At 73.1% G+C, this 18,897-nt stretch carries 16 protein-coding genes and 1 pseudogene; 9 read left to right on the top strand and 8 right to left on the bottom strand.

Going from position 1 to position 18,897, the window contains the following annotated elements; all coding sequences use genetic code 11:
• Positions 1-59 precede the first annotated feature (59 nt).
• From ACN260_RS14545 to ACN260_RS14525, 5 genes are all read right to left on the bottom strand, one after another.
• Positions 60-1,172, bottom strand: a complete 1,113-nt coding sequence (locus ACN260_RS14545; protein ID WP_088646501.1) for an ATP-binding protein — start codon at positions 1,170-1,172, stop codon at positions 60-62.
• A gap of 14 nt (positions 1,173-1,186) precedes the next feature.
• A complete protein-coding gene (locus tag ACN260_RS14540) occupies positions 1,187-2,590 on the bottom strand; it encodes a VWA domain-containing protein (RefSeq protein ID WP_422756471.1) in 1,404 nt (467 codons plus the stop codon).
• Positions 2,587-3,984, bottom strand: coding sequence for a hypothetical protein (locus tag ACN260_RS14535; RefSeq protein ID WP_422756470.1), 1,398 nt, complete (start codon positions 3,982-3,984; stop codon positions 2,587-2,589). Before ACN260_RS14535 ends, ACN260_RS14540 begins: the two co-directional genes overlap by 4 nt.
• Positions 3,984-4,451 carry a hypothetical protein gene (locus ACN260_RS14530; RefSeq protein ID WP_422756716.1) on the bottom strand — a complete coding sequence of 156 codons (468 nt, stop codon included), beginning with the start codon at positions 4,449-4,451 and terminating at the stop codon, positions 3,984-3,986. The genes ACN260_RS14535 and ACN260_RS14530 overlap by 1 nt, the downstream gene beginning before the upstream one ends.
• Before the next feature lie 377 nt (positions 4,452-4,828).
• A complete protein-coding gene (locus ACN260_RS14525; protein WP_422756469.1) occupies positions 4,829-5,521 on the bottom strand; it encodes a GyrI-like domain-containing protein in 693 nt (230 codons plus the stop codon).
• Positions 5,522-5,711: 190 nt separating this feature from the next.
• On the opposite strand from ACN260_RS14525, the gene ACN260_RS14520 reads away from it, so the two are divergent.
• Positions 5,712-6,209 carry a DinB family protein gene (locus ACN260_RS14520; protein ID WP_422756468.1) on the top strand — a complete coding sequence of 166 codons (498 nt, stop codon included), beginning with the start codon at positions 5,712-5,714 and terminating at the stop codon, positions 6,207-6,209.
• A 38-nt stretch (positions 6,210-6,247) separates the two neighbouring features.
• Here the strand turns inward: ACN260_RS14520 and ACN260_RS14515 are convergent, their stop codons facing one another.
• On the bottom strand, positions 6,248-6,475 hold the full coding sequence (locus ACN260_RS14515; RefSeq protein WP_422756467.1) for a hypothetical protein: 228 nt from the start codon (positions 6,473-6,475) through the stop codon (positions 6,248-6,250).
• A 234-nt stretch (positions 6,476-6,709) separates the two neighbouring features.
• Here ACN260_RS14515 and ACN260_RS14510 point away from each other — a divergent pair, with 234 nt between their 5' ends.
• Positions 6,710-7,309, top strand: coding sequence for a hypothetical protein (locus tag ACN260_RS14510; RefSeq protein WP_422756466.1), 600 nt, complete (start codon positions 6,710-6,712; stop codon positions 7,307-7,309).
• A 51-nt stretch (positions 7,310-7,360) separates the two neighbouring features.
• Here the strand turns inward: ACN260_RS14510 and ACN260_RS14505 are convergent, their stop codons facing one another.
• Positions 7,361-7,921, bottom strand: a complete 561-nt coding sequence (locus ACN260_RS14505; RefSeq protein ID WP_422756715.1) for a GNAT family N-acetyltransferase — start codon at positions 7,919-7,921, stop codon at positions 7,361-7,363.
• 24 nt (positions 7,922-7,945) lie between these two features.
• Positions 7,946-9,976: pseudogene (locus tag ACN260_RS14500) on the bottom strand (penicillin acylase family protein); the annotation flags it as partial.
• 106 nt (positions 9,977-10,082) lie between these two features.
• On the opposite strand from ACN260_RS14500, the gene ACN260_RS14495 reads away from it, so the two are divergent.
• The 7 genes from ACN260_RS14495 to ACN260_RS14465 all read left to right on the top strand — a co-directional run bounded on the left by ACN260_RS14495 (position 10,083) and on the right by ACN260_RS14465 (position 18,888).
• A complete protein-coding gene (locus ACN260_RS14495) occupies positions 10,083-10,793 on the top strand; it encodes a siderophore-interacting protein (RefSeq protein ID WP_422756465.1) in 711 nt (236 codons plus the stop codon).
• Positions 10,790-12,031: an MFS transporter gene (locus ACN260_RS14490; protein ID WP_421481980.1), complete on the top strand. Its 1,242-nt coding sequence runs from the start codon at positions 10,790-10,792 to the stop codon at positions 12,029-12,031. The genes ACN260_RS14495 and ACN260_RS14490 overlap by 4 nt, the downstream gene beginning before the upstream one ends.
• Before the next feature lie 145 nt (positions 12,032-12,176).
• Entirely contained in the window at positions 12,177-13,706 is a 1,530-nt protein-coding gene (locus ACN260_RS14485) for a pyridoxal phosphate-dependent decarboxylase family protein (protein WP_421481982.1), read from the top strand.
• A gap of 46 nt (positions 13,707-13,752) precedes the next feature.
• Complete coding sequence (locus ACN260_RS14480) at positions 13,753-15,045, top strand: lysine N(6)-hydroxylase/L-ornithine N(5)-oxygenase family protein (RefSeq protein ID WP_422756464.1); 1,293 nt, start codon at positions 13,753-13,755, stop codon at positions 15,043-15,045.
• Complete coding sequence (locus tag ACN260_RS14475; RefSeq protein WP_422756463.1) at positions 15,042-15,617, top strand: GNAT family N-acetyltransferase; 576 nt, start codon at positions 15,042-15,044, stop codon at positions 15,615-15,617. The genes ACN260_RS14480 and ACN260_RS14475 overlap by 4 nt, the downstream gene beginning before the upstream one ends.
• On the top strand, positions 15,614-17,398 hold the full coding sequence (locus ACN260_RS14470; protein WP_422756462.1) for an IucA/IucC family protein: 1,785 nt from the start codon (positions 15,614-15,616) through the stop codon (positions 17,396-17,398). The genes ACN260_RS14475 and ACN260_RS14470 overlap by 4 nt, the downstream gene beginning before the upstream one ends.
• Positions 17,395-18,888, top strand: a complete 1,494-nt coding sequence (locus ACN260_RS14465) for an MFS transporter (protein ID WP_422756461.1) — start codon at positions 17,395-17,397, stop codon at positions 18,886-18,888. Before ACN260_RS14470 ends, ACN260_RS14465 begins: the two co-directional genes overlap by 4 nt.
• Positions 18,889-18,897: the final 9 nt, after the last annotated feature.

Genomic DNA, 18,897 nt, shown 5'->3' with positions numbered 1-18,897 from the left:
GGCGGGGGTTGCGGGCCGGGTGCCGCCGGGCGGCGCGGTGGCGCCGGTGTCGGTGGTGGTCACGACAGCGAGGCGATCGCCTGGCGACCGCCATCGAGGAAGCCGGCCCAGCCCTCGCCGTTCTTCTTGGCCCGGGGCTCCACCACGCCGTGCAGGTACTTGTTGAGGATCGCCAGGTCCTCCGGGCTGCGTCGGGCCAACGACCCCACCAGCGAGGAGGCCAGCGTCTCCACCCGCAGGGCCCGGTCGCCGAAGAACTGGCTGTGCAGGATGGCGTCCTCCAGCACCCCGATCTGCTCGGCGGTGGACAGCGCCGACTCCAACTTCTCGTCGTCGCTGGTCGCCGACGCGGCGGCGGCCCGCAGGTCGGCGAAGCTCTGCAACAGGATGTCCAGCAGGGTGGGCGGCACGTCCAGTTCGATGCGGTGCCGGCGCAGCAGTTCCTCGGTGCGGAACCGGACGATCTCCGCCTCGCTGCGTTTGTTGGTGACCACCGGGATGCGGACGAAGTTGAACCGGCGCTTCAACGCCGACGACAGGTCGTTGACGCCCCGGTCGCGGCTGTTCGCGGTGGCGATGATCGAGAAACCGGGCTGGGCGAAGACGATGTTGTCGTCGTTCAGCTCGGGGATGGAGACGTACTTCTCCGACAGGATGGAGATCAGCGCGTCCTGCACGTCGCTGGTGGAGCGGGTCAGCTCCTCGAAGCGCCCCACCACGCCCTGCTCCATCGCCGTCATGATCGGCGACGGGATCATCGACTCCCGGGACTGCCCCTTGGCGATGACCATCGAGACGTTCCACGAGTACTTGATGTGGTCCTCGGTGGTGCCGGCGGTGCCCTGCACCACCAGCGTCGAGTTGCGGCAGATCGCGGCGGACAGCAGCTCGGCCAGCCAGCTCTTGCCGGTGCCGGGGTCGCCGATGAGCAGCAGGCCCCGGTCCGACGCCAGGGTCACGATGCTGCGTTCGACGAAACTGCGGTCACCGAACCACTTCTGCGGGATCTCCCGCTCCAGACCGTCGGCCCGTTCCGAGCCGAGGACGAACAGCCGCACCATGCGCGGGCTCAACCGCCACGAGAACGGCTTCGGGCCGGTGTCGACCGACTCCAGGTAGTCGAGTTCGTCGGCGTACTTGACCTCGGCGGGGGCACGCAACATCTCGGACATGAGGGGTGATTCTCCTAGGTGAGGAAGCTCTTGAGCTCGAAGACGAGTTTGCGGATGTGACCGGAGAGCACCGGGGTGCCCAGGTCCTTGAGGCGCTGCCGGAACCAGGGGTTGACGCTCTGCTGACCGGAGCTGCTGACCGAGCCGACCGGGATGAACCGCACCCCGGAGCGGTGCACCGCCTCGATGCCGTCGAACAACGGCTGGGAGCGGTCGAACTCGTAGAAGTCCGAGATCCACACCATGACCGTGTTGCGCGGCTCGACGATCTTGGGGCGGGCCATCGCCATCGCCACCGGCCCGTCGTTGCCGCCGCCGAGCTTGGTGCGCAGCAGCACCTCGAACGGGTCGTGCACCCACGGGGTCAGATCCAACGCCCGGGTGTCGTACGCGATCAGGTGCACGTCCACCCTGGGCAGTCCGGCGAAGATCGAGGCCAGGATGGTGCAGTTCACCATCGAGTCGACCATCGACCCGGACTGGTCCACCACCACGATCAGCCGCGACGGGGTGGTCTTGCGGGCGGTCTGCCGGTAGTAGAGCCGGTCGACGTAGAGGCGCTCGTCCTCCGGGCTCCAGTTGGTGAGGTTCTGCCAGATGGTGCGGTCGAGGTCGAGGTTGCGGAACACCCGCTTCGGCGGCACCGACCGGTCGATCGCGCCGACGGTGGTCTGCTCGACCTGGGTCCGCAGCACCTCGGCGACCTCGTCGACGTACCGCCGGATCAGCGACTTCGCGTTGGCCAACGCCACCCCGGACAGGTTGGACTTGTCCCGCAGCAGCTGCTCGATCAGCGACATGCTGGGGGTGAGCTGGGCGGCCAGCTTCGGGTCGGCCAGCACCTCCCGCAGGTGCATCCGGCGGACCAGGTCACCCTCCAGGCCGGTGAGGGCGGCTCCCAACCCGCCGCCGCCCTGCCGGCGCAGTTCCTCTGCGGTGGTGCCGAGCGCCTGGGCGAACCAGCCGGCGTCGGCCTGCCAGCGGGCCAGCTGGCCGGCGCTGACCGGCCCGGACCCGGTGCCGAAGACGTTGAGCAGCAGCTTCGACACCAGCGCCGCCCGGCGCACCTCGGCGTCGCCGGGCCGGTGACCGCCGTCGGAATTGTCGGGGGCGGCGGCCGGGTCGGGGGCGAGCAGGCCCCGGAGTTCGTCGGCGAGCGCGGGGAAGCGCTGCACCACGGTGTCCACCGACACGGTCGGGTCCAGCAGGGCGGCGGGCAGGCCGAGGTCGTCGACCACGGCCACGCTCGCCGACTCCAGCGTGGGCTGCTCGTCGGGGTCGAAGAGCCGCCCCAGCAGCCGCCAGTAGAGCACCTGCCGGCGGTTGGCGGCAGCGAGGTCACCCGGGGTGACCGCATCGGCCGGGGGCTCGGTGTCGCCCGGGGGCAGGGCGCCGGTCGTGGGGGTCGGGTCGCTCATCGGCGCAGCAACCGTCCCGCGCGTTCGCGCAGCACGGCCACGGCGTCGCCCGCCCTGGCCTCGGCCTTCGCCACCTTCGGGTCGGTCACCCCGTCGGCCCAGTCGCCGTTGTGCGCCTCGACCGGCCGACGCTTGACGGTGGCCTGCACCGCCAGCGGCTGCACCAGCCACCGGCCGCCGTCGAAACGGGCCAGGCCCAGGCAGGACGACGAGGCGGCGACCAGCGCGGGGGTGAGCGGCCCGGCGGCCGGCAGCCGGTCCAGGGCGACCGCGAGGCGCTGCCCGCCGAGGTCGACGGCCGACCCGCCGTCGTGCACGGTGTACCCCTCCAGCAGCACCGGCTCGGCGATCGCCGCCGGGTGCCGGTCCAGCGGCGCGGTGGCCGCCGCCGTCGCCGTGCCGAGCAGCACCCGGGCGGTGGCGAACGGGTCGGCGGGCTCGCCGGCCCGCGCCCGCTCGTCGAACCAGTGCAGGTCGCCGCCGTACGCCGGCAGGTCGGTCACGGTCAGCGCCCGCCGCTGCGCGATCGCGGTGAGCAGCACGGGGTACGCCGACAGCAGCCGCCACACCGCCGGGCCGCCGATCGTGGCGACCTTGGCCGCGCCCACCGTCACCCGGACCAGCCGGGGCGTGCCCGCGTCGGCCGGTTCGAGGATCGCGTGCAGCTGCACCTGGACGGCGGTCTCGTGCTCGTGGACGTCGACCCCGAGCGGCAGCAGGCGACCGCTGACCGGGGCGGTGCCGGCCGTCGGGTCGGTGGCCGGCCCGTCCTGGGCGAGCAGCACGCCACGGGCCCACAGGTCCGCCCAGCGGCGTACCGGCGGCTGCGCCATGGTGGCCACCGGCAGCCCGGCCCGCAGCTCGGCGGCGAGCCCGTCGAGCAGCACCGCCAGCCGGCGCGCTCCCGGCTCGGCCAGCGCCGCCTCGACCGGTGTGCCGACGGCGGAGAGCAGTTCGTGGTCGATGCCCCGCCATCCGGCCAGCGCCGTCTCGTGCAGCCAGGACCGGGCGGCGGCGCGGGCGGGGGAGGCGTCGGCGGGCTCACCTGCGGGTGCCGTCCACGCCGTGCGTTCCCGCCCGAGAGCGGTGTCGAACCGGGCGGTCAGGGCGTCGTGGGCCGCGCCCAGCAGCGCCGTCCGGGCCCCGGCCAGGGCGGCCAGGTGTTCCTGCCCGCCGGACCCGGCGGTCACCTTGCCCACCGCCTCGGCCACCCGCTCACCCAGCGGGGTGCCCGCGACCGCACCGGCCAGTGCGGTCAGCGCGGTGGCGTCCGCCTCGCCGACCCGGGCGAAGCCCTGCAGCAGGGCCTCGTCGAATCCGGCGACCACGTCGTCGGCGTCGGCCAGCCCGGTGGGGGCGTCGCCGTGCAGCTGCGCCAGCTGTGTGCCGAGCATCAGCGACCTGCCCCGGTCGACGGGAACCAGTGCAGCTCGGGCAGCGCCGTGGTGCTGGTCGGGAGTTCGAGGTAGGCCAGGTGGCGCAGGAACCGGCTGAACACCACGGCGGCGGAGGTCGGCTCGTGCCGGGCGTCCAGCCGGGACAGCAGCTCGACCCCGGTCTGCGTGCCGTCACCGGCGTCCACCCGCAGGTAGCGGGCGACCCGGTCGACGCCGTACTGGAGGACGGCCTCGTCGGCCAGGGCCTCCAGGTGCTTGCAGGGCGCGCCGCGCAGTCCGCCGCAGGGCCGGTTGTTGTTGGTGCTGCAGTGGTAGGCGTGGCTACCGGCGGTCACCGACGAGACGTACACCCGCTCGATGTCGGAACCGCTGGACACCACACCCTGTAACCGTCCGTCGGCCAGCTCGACGAAGGGAACCTTGGCCAGCTTGCGGGGCCGGGCCGGCGGCACCACCGCCGCCACGCTCCGCCGCCGCCACGCGGCCTCGTCAGCGTCCGTCACCGCATGTCCTCCCACCCGCCGGAAAACGGCGTCGACCATGGTTGATGGCGCGCACCGGCCGGGCCGGCGTCGCCGTGATCACAAGATCATGGCCCACGGGTACGACACTTCCACGGTCTCCCGTCGCCCGTCCCGCGGTCCGGTCCGGCCGGCCGACCCGACCGGCCGTTCCGTCACCGTCCGGGATGTCGCCGTCACTCCCGACGGTCGACATCGCGTACGCGCTCCTCGACGGTGCGCCCAGCCATCACGGAAAGTGATATCGGTTCCCGTCACTGTCGGTGGATCGCGCGGGTGGCGTCGGGTCGCGGCCCGTGGGCGTGCCCCAGGGGCCTGGGCTACCGCGTCGGCTGGCCGCTGCCGTCGCCGCTCGCTCCGCGACGCTCCCCGACGGGCCGGGTGTCGGCGACGACCGGTTGCCGCAGGATGGTGCGCCTGCGGTCGGGCGCGACCCTGCGGAAGTCGCTCAGGTAGACCTCGTGGTGGGTGCCGGTCAGGCGCAGCCCGTGGGCGGGGACGAATTCGTGATGCAGGCGGTCGAGCACGGCGGCCTCGTCGTCGAAGGAACCGATGTGCAGGGTCTGCACGCACCGTCCCTCGGCCAGCCGCTCCAGGCGGAGGTCGTGAAGCCGCCCGGGTGGCCGCTTCGCCCCGGCCTGCGCGACGGCGGCGGTGACCATGTCCGGCCCGATCCAGTCGGGGACCATGAGCATCAGCGTCCAGCGCCACCGCGACTTGTCCCGCGCGCTGGTGAAGGACGCCATGTCCTCGGCCCACCACAGGCCCTCCAGTGGCGGGACGACGTAGTCCCGCCCGAGTTCCCGCCTGCTGGCGAACTTCACCCGGTACGCCACGGGATAGAGCGCCTCGACCGCCCCGGTGAAGGCCGGTGAGCTGTTGGGATCGCCTCGACCGTCGACCATCAGATAGTGCATGTCGGGCACGTCGACCAGCCGGAACCGGCCCTTCCGCGCCCGGTAGGCGTCCAGGGTCCGCCGGAAGTCGACCTTCCCGTCGACGGGGTCCGTCACCGCCACCGGTCGACGCCGCCCGGGACGTGGCCCGTCGGCCCGGCACCGGACGGGACCGGACACCTCGTCATGCTCCCCGCCCTCCCTCCCGGTGGTCCTTCGGCCACTGCGCGTCCGTGCCGCGACCGACACTATGTCAGAGGGTTTCCCGGGCAGCCGACCGGCCGTGGGGTCTGGGATGCTGTCCCGCATGCCCGCCTTTCCGCCGACCTTCGCCGAACACGTCGTCGCCCAGCCGCTGCGTGCGCAGTTCGAGGCGTTCCTCGACGAGCACCGTGCCGCGCTCGACGGCTGCCTGGAGGGGCTGACCGAGGAACAGGCCCGCCGGTCGCTGGTGGCCTCCCGGACCACGCTGCTGGGTCTGGTGAAACACGCGACCTTCGTGGAGCGGGTCTGGTTCGACGAGGCCGTCACCGGTCGGTCGCGCGCCGAACTGGGCATCCCCGCCTCGTCGGAGGAATCGTTCGTGCTCGACGACGGCGACACGATCGCCGGCGTACGGCACGTGTACCGGGATGCCTGCGCGGCCTCCCGGCGGGCGACGGCGACGCTGGACCTGGACGACGTCCTGTCCGGGCACCGAATGGGGCCGGTCCCGCTGCGGTGGGTGTATCTGCACGTGCTGCGCGAGCTCGCCCAGCACTGCGGGCACGCCGACATCCTCCGCGAGCAGATCGTCGACGGCTGACCCACCCAAGGGCCCGGACCGGCCAGGGGCCCTGCGGGTCAGCGGGCCCGGTTGCGGGGGTGCCGCTTGGCGGTCCGTTCGTTGCCGTGCCGGTAGTTGCCGGTGAGGCGGGCCATCAGCTCCTGCGGATCGTCGCCGTCCACGTCGGTCAGGAACCGGGTCGCGGCGACGCCGCGCAGCACGGTGGCGAGGCGGCCGTGGTGCAGCAGTTCCACGTCGCCGTTCTTGCGCAGGCGGTAGGTGAACCCCTCGGGTGCGCCGGACATGGCCACATCGTCCCCGCTGGCCCGCCCGACCGCGACCCGATTACCCGCTCGTGGCCGGCGGCCGGGGCGACGGACCTGTGGGGTCGACGTGAACCGGTGTCGCCTTCGGGACAGTTCGCGGCCTTGGTGGGCATCGAAACTGGTGCTTGTATTGATCGGAGGTCGATAATCCGGGCGAATCGCCCGGTGCTCGTCCACGGTCACGCTCATCCGGGGCCGGTGCCGAACTGCGGAGTGATCGCCATGGTGTGGAGTTGGAACCGGAAGAACCTGACGGTCGCGGTGTGCGGCGTGGTGGCGACCGTCGTGTTCGGTGTGGTGGCCTGCCTCCAGTCCGACCAGGAGGGCGGGACCGGCGACAGTCAGTCCCAGACCGGTGGCACCGGCAACAAGCAGGCGCAGAACGGTGGTCAGGCCGCCGACGTCATCAACAATGCCAACATCTTCCAGAACGGCGCCAGGGAACTCACCCGCGAAGAGGCACTCGAGCGGGCTGCGAGGTATGCCGACGTTCCGCCCCCGCCAGGTGATCTGGCACCGTATCTCGTTGTCGCTCCCGGACACCTGTTCGTCCGTACCTCGCCGGAGGCGGAGGGCAGGCGGGCCGGTGCGGCCTGGGACAAGACGCTGGTCTATGCCGGTTGTTCGACCACCACGAGCTTCGATCCGGTGCTGGACGACGAGGTCGCGGGCGTCTGGATCAAGATCCGTTGGCCACGACTCGATCCCGGGGACGACATGCGTTCGTCCCAGTCGTCCGACCCGTTGCAGGGCTGGGCGTACGCGGGACGACTGGTGCCTGCCGGCCACAACGGCAGGATCCGTACCTGTTGACCGGCCTGCCGGCCCGTCCGGCGGCCCCGCCCGGGTGGCTCGACGGGCGGCTCACGCCGGGACGGGATGGTCCGCCTCGAACCGCTCCCGGGTGAGGAACGCCAACTGCGCGCGCTTGTCGGGCATGTCGATCTCGTCGGCGAAGGTGAACCCCTCCCGTTCCAGCCGGCGCAGCGCGAACCGGTTGCGCACGTCGGGTTCGACCACGATCCGCAGCCGGGTGGGGTCGCGGAACAGGAACCGGGCCAGCGCCGGGCCGATCGCGTCGGTGAGCCCGCGCGGGGGCCGCCGGCCCGGGGCGAGCAGCAGGTGCATCCCGATGTCGCCGGGGCGTACCCGGTAGCGTTCCCCGACCGGGTCGGCCTCCGGCTGGTAGGTCTGGAACAGGCCCACCGGCGTGCCGTCCAACCCGATCAGGTACGCGTGGTGGGTGCTCAGGCCGTCGACGAACGCGTAGACCTCGCGCACCTCCTCGACGGTGTACGACCCCATGCCCCAGAACGTCGCGTGGGGCTCGGTCACCCAGCCGTGCAGCAGCGTGGCGTGGGCGTCCGGGTCGACCACGGTGAGGGTCAGCTCACCGAAGCCGGGGATCTGTTCCTGGTAGGTCACGGGGTCCTCGTCTCGGGGTGCGGGGGTCAGGGTGTGCCAGCCGGTGTCGACGGGGATCAGCCCACCGGTGGCCCACAGCGGCAACTGGTCGGCGAAGTGCGGGTCGTCGGGGCGGCCGGACACGCCGAAGGGGACGATCCAGCGGCTCGCCGCCCGGTCGGTGAGGTCCCACACGTACCGGGCGACCGGCCCGCGCCAGCACGCGTCGGAGACCCCCGGCACGCTGGAGGTGGACAGTACGCAGTTGGTGTCACCGCCGAGCGCGGTGGCCGCCCGCATCGCGGCGACCCGTTCGGTGACCGCGTCGGACACCCCGAGGTGCAGCGGGTGCAGCAGGTGCCGCCGCCCCCACGGGCCGGGTGGGTCGCCGGCGGCGACGTCCTCCAGCGCGGCGGCGGCGAGCGGTCCGACCGCACCGCCCAGGCGGGGCAGCCCGGCGACCACCCCCTCCACGGCGTGCCCGATGCGGGCCAGCGGGTCGGTCCACGGCGCGAAGAGCGGGTCGAAGCCGCCGGGGGAGTGCAGCGGTGCCAGGGCCGGGTGCGCGGCCAGCCGGTGGACCAGCGCGGCCCGCCAGGCGGCGAACGCCCCCGCGTCGACGCTGTCGGCGGCCATCCGGCCGTCCCACCCGGTCAGCCGGTCCCGCAGGCGTCGGGCCGGCGCGCTCAGCGGGGTCGGGTCGAGCCGGGCGAGCAGGTCGCGTAGCACCGTCGACCCCAGCAGCGTGTCGGTGTGCACGTCGGGGGCGGTGACGCCGTCGGCGAGCAGGTCACGGATGCGGTGGGCCCGGTGCGGCGGGGCGAAGTCGACGCCGAGGGCGGCGGTGTCGTCGCGGCGGTCGTTGGCGCAGACCGCCGGCCCGCCGACCTCGACGGGCTTGGCCGTGGCGTAGTCGCCGTACCACCGGTAGCGGGGCTCCCAGCCGGGCACCGGTTCGCGCCGGCACCTGTCGTCGCGCTGCGGCACCAGGCCGGCGACGAGTTGGAGTACCGTGCCGTGCCGGTCGGCGACGAGCACGCTGTTGACCGGTTCGACCCAGCCACGCAGCGCGTCGGCGACGTCGTCGGCGGTGCGGGCCCGTAGCAGCGGCAGCAGCGCCTCGAAGCCGAGGTTCCCGGTGACCCGGGTCGGGGTGCGCAGGCTGAGTGCCTCGCCGGTGTGCCGGTCGTGGTCGATCACCGGCCCGCGCGGGGTCTCGATCACCTCGACGGTCTCGGTCGCGCCGCCGCGTACCTCGATCCGTTCGACGTGCCGGTGGGCCGGCACCCAGCCGTCGGCGTCGCGGACCAGCACCCGGTCGCCGTCGCGGCGCAACTGTTCGCGGTAGAGGTCCTGGTAGTCGGCCATCGCGTTGGTGACCGCCCAGGCGACGTCACCGGCGTGACCGAAGTGCGGCAGCCCCGGCACGCCGGGGAAGGCCAGCCCGACCACGTCGAACTCGGGGCAGGCGAGCCGGATCTGCTGGTAGATGCCGGGCAGTTCGAGCAGCCGGTGCGGGTCACCGGCGATGACCGGCCCGCGTCCGGTCAGCGGGTCGGCGGGCAGCGCCCAGGCGTTGCTGCCGGAGCCGCCGGGTCCCTCGACGGCGAACAGCTCGGTCGCGTCCGGGCCGAGGGTGGCGGCGACGTGGGCGTGCCACAGCTTCTGCGGGAAGGTGCCGAACAGGATGTGCTGGACCAGGAACACGCCCAGCGGCGTCCAGGGTCGCCACCGGCCGGGCGTGCTGCCGGTGGCGGCGAACTCCGGGGCCGCCGCCGCGCCGGCCGGCAACGCGTCGTTGACCCCGTCGGCGTACGCGGTGACCCAGCGCCGGGTGGCCGGGGTGAGCCGTTCGAAGCAGCGCCGGGCGGTGTCGTCGAGGCGGGAGCGCCGGGCGAACCGGTCCCAGTCGCGTTCGGTCGGCCCGACGTGAGCGGCGAGCCGGCCCTCGGCCCGCCACCGTTCGACCTCGAGCTGCCAGGCCCGGTCGGTGGCGGCCACCCGGCCCTGCCATCGGGCCAGCTCGTCGACGGTGTCGGCCCACAGGTGCGGTACGCCCCACCGATCGCGGTGCACGCCGGTGGCCGGACGACCGCCCGGTTGCGTGCCGGTCCCACTCTCCACAGGACTCCCCAGGTAAGTTACCCTCGCCTAACTTAGGCGGACCTTACCTGGAGGGCGTGTGAAACGGAACTGGGAGGCCCTGGTGCTCAAGGCCATGGGCGGTCGGGACTTCCGGCTGACCGTGCGCGGCACCGAGCCGGTCGGCGACCACTACCGGCGTCTGCTGATGGACGACGGCGGCCTGCTGGCGGCGGCCAAGGTGCACCCCACCATGTGGATCCGGCTCTGGTTCGACGACGCGGGCCGCCCGCACCAGCGGGCGTACACCCTGGTCGACCCGGACCCGGCGACCGGCCGGTTCAGCCTGGAGTTCGCCCTGCACGACGGCTGCGCGGCCCGCTGGGCGGCCGGCGCGCAGGTCGGTGACACCATCGTGGCCACCCTGCAGGGCAGCGCCTTCGCCCTGCCCGACCCGGTCCCCGCCCACCTCTACCTGGTCGGTGACGCCGCCTCGCTGCCGGCGGTGAACAGCCTGCTCGACGCCGCCGCCGACATCCCCGCCACGGTCTGGTTGGAGTACGCCCACCCCGGGGAGCAGGCACTCACCCCCCGCGCCGGGGAGCAGCACCGGGTCACCTGGGTGCCGCGCGGGCAGGACGGGCAGCAGCTCGTCGACACCGTCCGGGCGGAGTTGCCGGCCGCGCCGGACGCCCACTACTGGCTGGCCTGCGAGGCGGGCAGCACCCGCGCGCTCACCCGGCACGTGCGCCGCACCCTCGGTCTGGGCAAGCAGCAGCTCACCGCGTTGGGTTACTGGAGCGCGCGGTGACCGGACGCCTCGGCACGCTCACCACGCTCTACGTCACGCAGTATCTCGGCATCGGGTTCATCACCGTCGGGCTGACCGCCATCCTGCGCGACGGCGGCACCTCACTGGACACCCTGGCCCTGCTCCAGTTCGTCGGCCTGGTCTGGCCGCTGAAGTTCCTCTGGGCCCCGCTGCTCGACAGGTACGGCTCCCGCCGGCACGGGCACTACCGGTCCTGGCTGCTGCCGTTGCAGGCGGGTCTGGTGCTGAGCCTGCTGGCGCTGCTGCCGTTCGCCGACCCGACCCGGCAGCTCGGCCCGGTGGTGGCGATCTGCGCCGCCTACGTCTTCCTCTCCGCCACCCAGGACATCGCGGTCGACGCGGTCGCCGTCCGGGTGCTGTCCGAGGGGACGCGGGGTGCCGGCAACGGCATCCAGGTCGCCGCGAGCTACCTGGGCAACCTGCTCGGTGGCGGCGCGTGCGTGCTGGTCTACGACCGGTTCGGCTGGCTGCCGGCGATCGGTCTGCTGGCCGCGTTGACCGCCGTCGGCCTGGTGGTGGTGTGGCGGCTGCGGGAACCGGACCGGGTCGCCCGGGTGGCCGGCGCCGGGCAGGCGTACCGGGCGCTGCTGTCGGTGTTCGGGCAGCCCGGTTGCCGCTGGTGGACCTTCGGCGTGGTGCCGCTGGTCTACACCGGAGCCGGTGCCGCCTACGCCCTGGTCACCCCGGCGCTGGTCGACGCGGGCTGGTCGCTTTCCCGCATCGGCGTGGTCACCGGTGTGGTGATCAGCGCACCGGCGATCGTCGCCGGCCTGCTCGCCGGGGTCGGGGTGGACCGGTTCGGCCGGGCGCGGCTGCTCGTCGTCGGGGGAGCGGCGCTCGCGGTCTCCACGGTGCTGCTGCTGCCGTTGCTCAACGGGCGGGCGCCGCTGGGTTCGACGGTGGCCGCGCTGTGCTGCTTCATGGCCGCGTACACGGTGGCCAACGTGGTGCTCTACGTGGTCAACATGGACTACTCGCGGCCGGGCACCGGGGGGACCGACTTCACCGTGCTGTCGTCGTTCGGGCTGATCTGTTCGTTCCTGGCGGCCTCGGTCGGGCTGGCCGCCGCCGACCGGGTCGGCTATCCCGCCGTCGCGCTCGCCTCGGTGGTGCTGGTCGCCGTCGGCGTCCTGGTCGGACTGGGGCACCAGCGTCGGTTCCGGCCGGGCGCGATCCGGCCGGCCGAGCCGGTGGTTGCGCCCGCCCCGGTCGGCTGAGCCGGTGGGCGGGGCGGGGGTGTCGGCATTGACAAGTAGTTAGGTTAGGGTAGCCTAACTCAGCGAGATCAACTGGGTTGCCGGGACGACCTGACCCGCCCCCGCCCCCGCCCGCGCCCCCGTCACCGACCGTCGAGGACTGCTCATGAGCCTGCCCGGATCCACAATCGAGGCCCCCGTGACCGGGACGCGTCCCACCCCGCCCCGCGCCCACCTGTTCACCGCCGGCACCGTCGAGGACTACCGTCGGGCCGTCACCGAGGGCATCGACCGGGTCGCGGCCCGGGTGGCCGGCGTCGACCGGCCCGGCACCGGCATCACCCCCGACGAGCTGGCCCCCCGGGTCGCCGGCATCGACCTGGACCGACCGCTCGGCGACACCGCCGCCGCCCTCGACGAACTGCACGACGTCTACCTGCGCGACGCCGTCTACTTCCACCACCCCCGCTACCTGGCCCACCTCAACTGCCCGGTGGTCATCCCCGCCCTGGTCGGCGAGGCGGTGCTCAGCGCGGTCAACTCCTCCCTGGACACCTGGGACCAGAGCGCCGGCGGCACCCTGATCGAACGTCGCCTGGTCGACTGGACCGCCGGGCGGATCGGCTTCGGTCCGGCCGCCGACGGCGTCTTCACCAGCGGCGGCACCCAGTCCAACCTCCAGGCGCTGCTGCTGGCCCGGGAGGAGGCGTACGCCCGGATCGTCGGCGGCGGCCCCGACCGGCCCAGCCGGCCCGAGGTGCTGTCCCGGCTGCGGATCATCACCTCCACCGCCGGACACTTCAGCGTCCAGAAGGCCGCCAAGCTGCTCGGCCTCGCCGCCGACGCGGTGCTCACCATCGCCACCGACGCCGGCCGGCGGATGCGCACCGACGAACTGGCCGAGACCCTCGACCGGTGCCGTCGCGACGGTCAGACCGTGCTGGCCGTGGTCGCCACCGCCGGGACCACCGACTTCGGCACCATCGACCCGCTGGACCGGATCGCCGAGATCTGCACCGCCGCCGGGGTCTGGCTGCACGTCGACGCCGCGTACGGCTGCGGGCTGCTGGTCTCGCCCACCCGGCGGCACCTGCTGGCCGGCATCGAACGGGCCGACTCGGTCACCGTCGACTACCACAAGTCGTTCTTCCAGCCGGTCAGCTCCAGCGCCCTGGTCGTCCGGGACCGGCGGGTGCTGCGCCACGCCACCTGGCACGCCGACTACCTCAACCCGGCCCGGATGGCCGAGCGGCGGATCCCCAACCAGGTCGACAAGAGCCTGCAGACCACCCGCCGGTTCGACGCCCTCAAGCTCTGGCTCACCCTGCGCACCATGGGCCCCGACGCCATCGGCAGCCTGTTCGACGAGGTGGTCGACCTCGCCGCCGCCGCCTGGCGGCTGCTCGCCGACGACCCCCGCTTCGAGGTGGTCACCCGCTCGCAGTTGAGTACGGTGGTGTTCCGCTACCTGCCCCCCGGTGCCGGCCGGGACGTCGTCGACGACGCCAACCTGTACGCCCGGGAGGCGCTGGCCGCCTCCGGCGCGGCGCTGGTCGCCGGCACCAAGGTCGACGGCGCGCACCACCTCAAGCTCACCCTGCTCAACCCCGAGACCACCCTGGACGACATCGCCCACGTGTGCGACCTGATCGCCGAACACGCCGGCTGGTACGCCCGCACCCGGGCCACCGCCTAGCTGCCCAGCCCCGTCGGCTGACCACCCCGCCCTGGAGAAAACCCCTGTGTCGACCCACGACTTCATCGCCGTCGGGCTGGGCCCGTACAACCTCGGGCTGGCCTGTCTGACCGCGCCGCTCGACGACCTCGACGGCCTGTTCCTCGAAGCCCGCGACGAGTTCGACTGGCACCCCGGCATGCTGCTGGAGTCCACCCGGCTGCAGACGCCGTTCATCGCCGACCTGGTCACCCTGGCCGACCCGACCTCGCCGTACTCGTTCCTCAACTACCTCAAGGAGGTCGGCCGGCTCTACCCGTTCTACATCCGGGAGAGCTTCTTCCCGTTGCGCCACGAGTACAACGACTACTGCCGCTGGGCGGCGGCGAAGCTGCCCTCGGTCCGCTTCGGCCACCAGGTCACCGGCATCTCCTACGACCCCGCCGACGAACGGTACGTGGTGCACGCCGAGGTGGCCGGCGAACGGGTCACCCACCGGGCCCGGCACCTGGTGCTGGGCACCGGCACCCCGCCGTACGTCCCGGACGCCTGCCGGGACCTCGGCGGCGACGTCATCCACAACTCCCGCTACCGCGAGCACCGGGCGGCGCTGCGCGCCAAGCGCAGCATCACCGTCGTCGGCAGCGGGCAGAGCGCCGCCGAGATCTACCACGACCTGCTCACCGACCTCGGCACCTGTGGCTACCAGCTCAACTGGGTCACCCGGTCGCCGCGCTTCTTCCCCCTCGAATACACCAAGCTCACCCTGGAGATGACCTCCCCGGACTACGTGGACTACTTCCACGCGCTGCCCGAGGCCACCCGCTACCGGCTGGAGGGCACCCAGAAGAGCCTGTTCAAGGGGATCAACGCCGACCTGATCAACGACATCTTCGACCTGCTCTACGCCCACCGGGTGCACGGGCCGGTGCCGACCCGGCTGCTGACCAACACCGAACTCACCAGCGCCCGGTACGACGAGGCTGCCGGCCGCTACACCCTCGGGCTGCGCCAGGTCGAGCAGGAGCGGGACCTCACCCTCGACACCGAGGCGCTGGTGCTGGCCACCGGCTACCACTACCGGGTGCCCGAATTCCTCGACCCGATCCGCGACCGGCTGCGCTTCGACTCCCACGGCCGCTTCGACGTGGCCCGCAACTACAGCATCGACCACACCGGCCGGGGGGTGTTCCTGCAGAACGCCGGCACCCACACCCACAGCATCACCTCACCCGACCTGGGCATGGGCCCGTACCGCAACTCCTGGATCATCCGGGAGCTGACCGGACGCGAGCACTACCCGATCGAGGACCGGATCGCCTTCCAGGAGTTCGGCGTCCCGGCGGGCGGCACCCCGTGACCCACGTCGTCCACCGCCGGCACGACCCCGCACTCGGCGAGTTCGCGCTGCGCACCCTCGACCCGGAGGGCGACGCCGCGCTGCTGCACCGCTGGGTGACCCACCCGAAGTCGGCGTTCTGGCTGATGCAGGACGCCGACGTCGACCGGGTCGCCCGGGAGTACCGGGGGATCGCCGACCATCCGCACCACGACGCGTACCTCGGGCTGTGGCGCGGCGAGGCGACGTTCCTCGCCGAACGCTACGACCCGGCCCGGGTCGAGCTGGTCGGTCTGTACCCCGCGCAGCCCGGCGACGTCGGCATGCACTTCCTCTGCGCCCCCACCGACCAGCCTGTGCACGGCTTCACCCGGGCCGTCATCACCACCGTCCTGCACTGGCTGTTCGCCGACCCGGCCACCCGACGGGTGGTCGTCGAACCCGACGTGCGCAACACCGCCGTGCACGCCCTCAACGCCGCCGTCGGCTTCACCGTCGTCGGACCGATCCGCAAACCGGAGAAGGACGCCCTGCTCAGCGTCTGTACCCGCGACCAGTTCCTGGCCGCCACCCGAGGAGACGTGCCCGCGTGAACCCCGCCGCATCCGTGGCCCACCTGACCCCCGCCACCTGGGCCCACGCCAACCGGCTGCTGGTCGCCAAGGCGCTTGCCGAGTTCGCCCACGAACGCCTGATCGGACCCGCCGCCACCGGGGACGGCCGGTGGGCCGTCCGCTGCGACGACGGCACGGTCGAGTACCGCTTCACCGCCCGCCGGTTCACCCTCGACCACTGGCAGATCGACCCGCAGAGCATCACCCGGCGACGCGGCGACGAGGAGCTGCCGCTCGACGCCGTGGACCTCTGCCTCGAACTGCGCGGCGCGCTCGGCCTCAGCGACCAGGTGCTCCCCGTCTACCTGGAGGAGATCACCTCCACCCTGGCCGGCACGGCGTACAAGCTGACCCGGCCGGCGGTGGACGCCGACGAACTGGCCCGCGCCGACTTCCAGGCCATCGAGACGGGGATGACCGAGGGACACCCGTGCTTCGTGGCCAACAACGGCCGCCTCGGCTTCGGCATCGGCGAATACCACGCGTACGCCCCGGAGGCCGGCCGGCCGGTCCGGCTGGTCTGGGTCGCCGCGCACCGCGACCACGCCACCTTCAGCAGCGCCGCCGACCTCGACTACGCCACCCTGCTGCACACCGAACTCGGCCCGGACACCCTGGCCCGGTTCACCACCACCCTGACCGACGCCGGCCTCGACCCCGACGACTACCTGCTCATCCCGGTGCACCCGTGGCAGTGGTGGAACCGGCTCGCCGTCACCTTCGCCGGTGAGGTCGCCCGCCGACGGCTGGTCTGCCTCGGCGAGGCCCCCGACGAGTACCTGCCGCAGCAGTCCATCCGGACCTTCTTCAACGTCACCGACCCGCGCCGGCACTACGTCAAGACCGCCCTGTCCGTGCTGAACATGGGCTTCCTGCGCGGCCTGTCGGCGGCCTACATGGAGGCCACCCCGGCGATCAACGACTGGCTCGTCGACCTGGTCACCGGCGACCCGGTGCTCGCCGGCACCGGGCTGACGATCCTGCGCGAGCGGGCCGCCGTCGGCTACCGCCACCCGCAGTACGAGGCGGCCACCGACCGCTACTCGCCGTACCGCAAGATGCTGGCGGCGCTGTGGCGGGAGAGCCCGGTGCCCGGCCTGGCCCCCGGCCGGCGGCTGTCCACCATGGCCGCCCTGCTGCACACCGACCGTGACGGACGGTCGCTGGCCGCCGCCCTGATCGCCGAGTCCGGCCTGCCCCCGCAGGTGTGGCTGCGCCGCTACCTCGACGCCTACCTGGTGCCGTTGCTGCACAGCTTCTACGCCCACCGGCTGGCCTTCATGCCGCACGGCGAGAACGTCATCCTGGTGCTGCACGACGGCGCGGTGGAGCGGGTCATCTTCAAGGACATCGCCGAGGAGATCGTGGTGATGGACCCCGACGCCGACCTGCCACCGCTGGTGCGGCGGATCCGCGCCGCCATCCCCGACGACGAGCAGCTGCTGACCATCTTCACCGACGTCTTCGACTGCTTCTTCCGCCACCTCAACGCCGTGCTGGCCGGGGCCGGGGTGCTCGACGAGGACGACTTCTGGCGCACCGTCGCCGACTGCGCGACCGACTACGCCGCCCGGGTGCCGCACCTGGCCGACCGGCTGCGCCGGCACGACCTGTTCGCCCCGGAGTTCACCCTGTCCTGCCTCAACCGGCTGCAACTGCGCAACAACCAGCAGATGGTCGACCTCGCCGACCCGTCGGCTGCGCTCCAGTTCGCCGGCACCCTCACCAACCCGCTCGCCCGCTACGCCCCGCCCCGATGACCACCGCGCTGTCCGCCGCGCGCCCCGGCCCGGCGACCCCGCTGCGGTCCCGCTGGCTGATCCTGGCGGTGCTCTGCCTGGCCCAGCTGACCGTGGTGCTGGACAACACCGTGCTCACCGTGGCGGTGCCGGTGCTCACCACCGAGCTGGACGCGAGCACCACCGACATCCAGTGGATGATCAATGCGTACGCGCTGGTGCAGTGCGGGCTGCTGCTCACCGCCGGCAGCGCCGCCGACCGGTACGGCCGCCGCCGGATGCTCGTCGCCGGCCTGGTGCTGTTCGGCGTCGGTTCGCTGGCCGCCGGGCTGGCCCGCTCCGGCGACCAGCTGATCGCCGCCCGCGCCGGAATGGGCGTCGGCGGGGCGCTGCTGGTCACCGCCACCCTCGCCGTCGCCATGCAGGTCTTCGACGGTGCCGAACGCTCCCGGGCGATCGGCATCTGGGCGGCCACCAGCGCCCTCGGCTACGCCGCCGGCCCGCCGATCGGCGGGATCATCCTCGCCCACCTGCCCTGGGGTGCGATCTTCCTGGTCAACGTGCCCATCGTGCTGGTCTGCCTGGCGGCCGCCCGGGTGCTGGTGCCGGAGTCCCGGGACCCGGTCGGCGGGCGGCCCGACCTCGGCGGGGTGCTGCTGTCCACCGCCGGCCTCACCGGCGTGGTCTGGGCCATCATCGACGGCCCCGAACGCGGCTTCACCGCACCGCCGGTGCTCGGCGCGGCCGGCGTCGGCGTGCTCCTGCTGGCCGCGTTCGTGGCATGGGAACGGCGCACCGCCGCCCCCATGCTGGACATGCACTTCTTCACCGACCGGCGGTTCGTCGGCGCGGTCACCGGCGTCGTCCTGATCACCTTCGGTTCCACCGGCGCGCTGTTCCTGCTCACCCAGCACCTCCAGTTCGTGCGCGGCTACCCGGCCTGGGAGGCGGGACTGCGCATGGTGCCGTTCGCGCTGTCCATCGTGCTGCTCAACCTCGGCGGGGTCGCCACCCGGCTGATCCGCCGGCTCGGGGTGCCCGGGGCCATCGCGCTGGGCATGGTGCTGCTCTCCGCCGGCCTCACCCTGATCACCCACGTCCGCTCCGACGGCTACGCCGTGCTGCTCACCGGGCTGCTGGTGATGGGCTTCGGCTGCGCCCTGGCCAACCCGGCCATCGTCGAGGCGGTGATGAGTTCCATCCCCCCGGCCAAGGCCGGCGTCGGCGCCGGGATCGACGGCACCATGGCCGAGCTGGGCGGCAGCCTCGGCATCGCCGTCCTCGGCGCGGTGCTCAACGCCCGGTTCGCCGCGTTGGTGCCGGTCGCGGTGGCCGGCGCCGGGTCGTACCCGGCCGCGCTGGCCGCCGCCACGGGCGGGACCGAACGCGCCCAGGTCACCGACGCGTTCGCGTCCGCGCTGGTCACCGGGCAGACCGCCGGGGCGGTGGCGGTGCTGGCCGGTGGGCTGCTCGCCGCCGGGCTGCTGCGCCGCGCCGAGCGCACCCGCTGACCGGGGTCG

Origin of the sequence: Micromonospora sp. WMMD708, from assembly GCF_049315245.1 — a bacterium.
Classification (GTDB): domain Bacteria; phylum Actinomycetota; class Actinomycetes; order Mycobacteriales; family Micromonosporaceae; genus Micromonospora; species Micromonospora wenchangensis.
The sequence above is the reverse complement of the archived record's forward strand: the minus strand, read 5'-3'. Positions and strand labels throughout refer to the sequence as shown.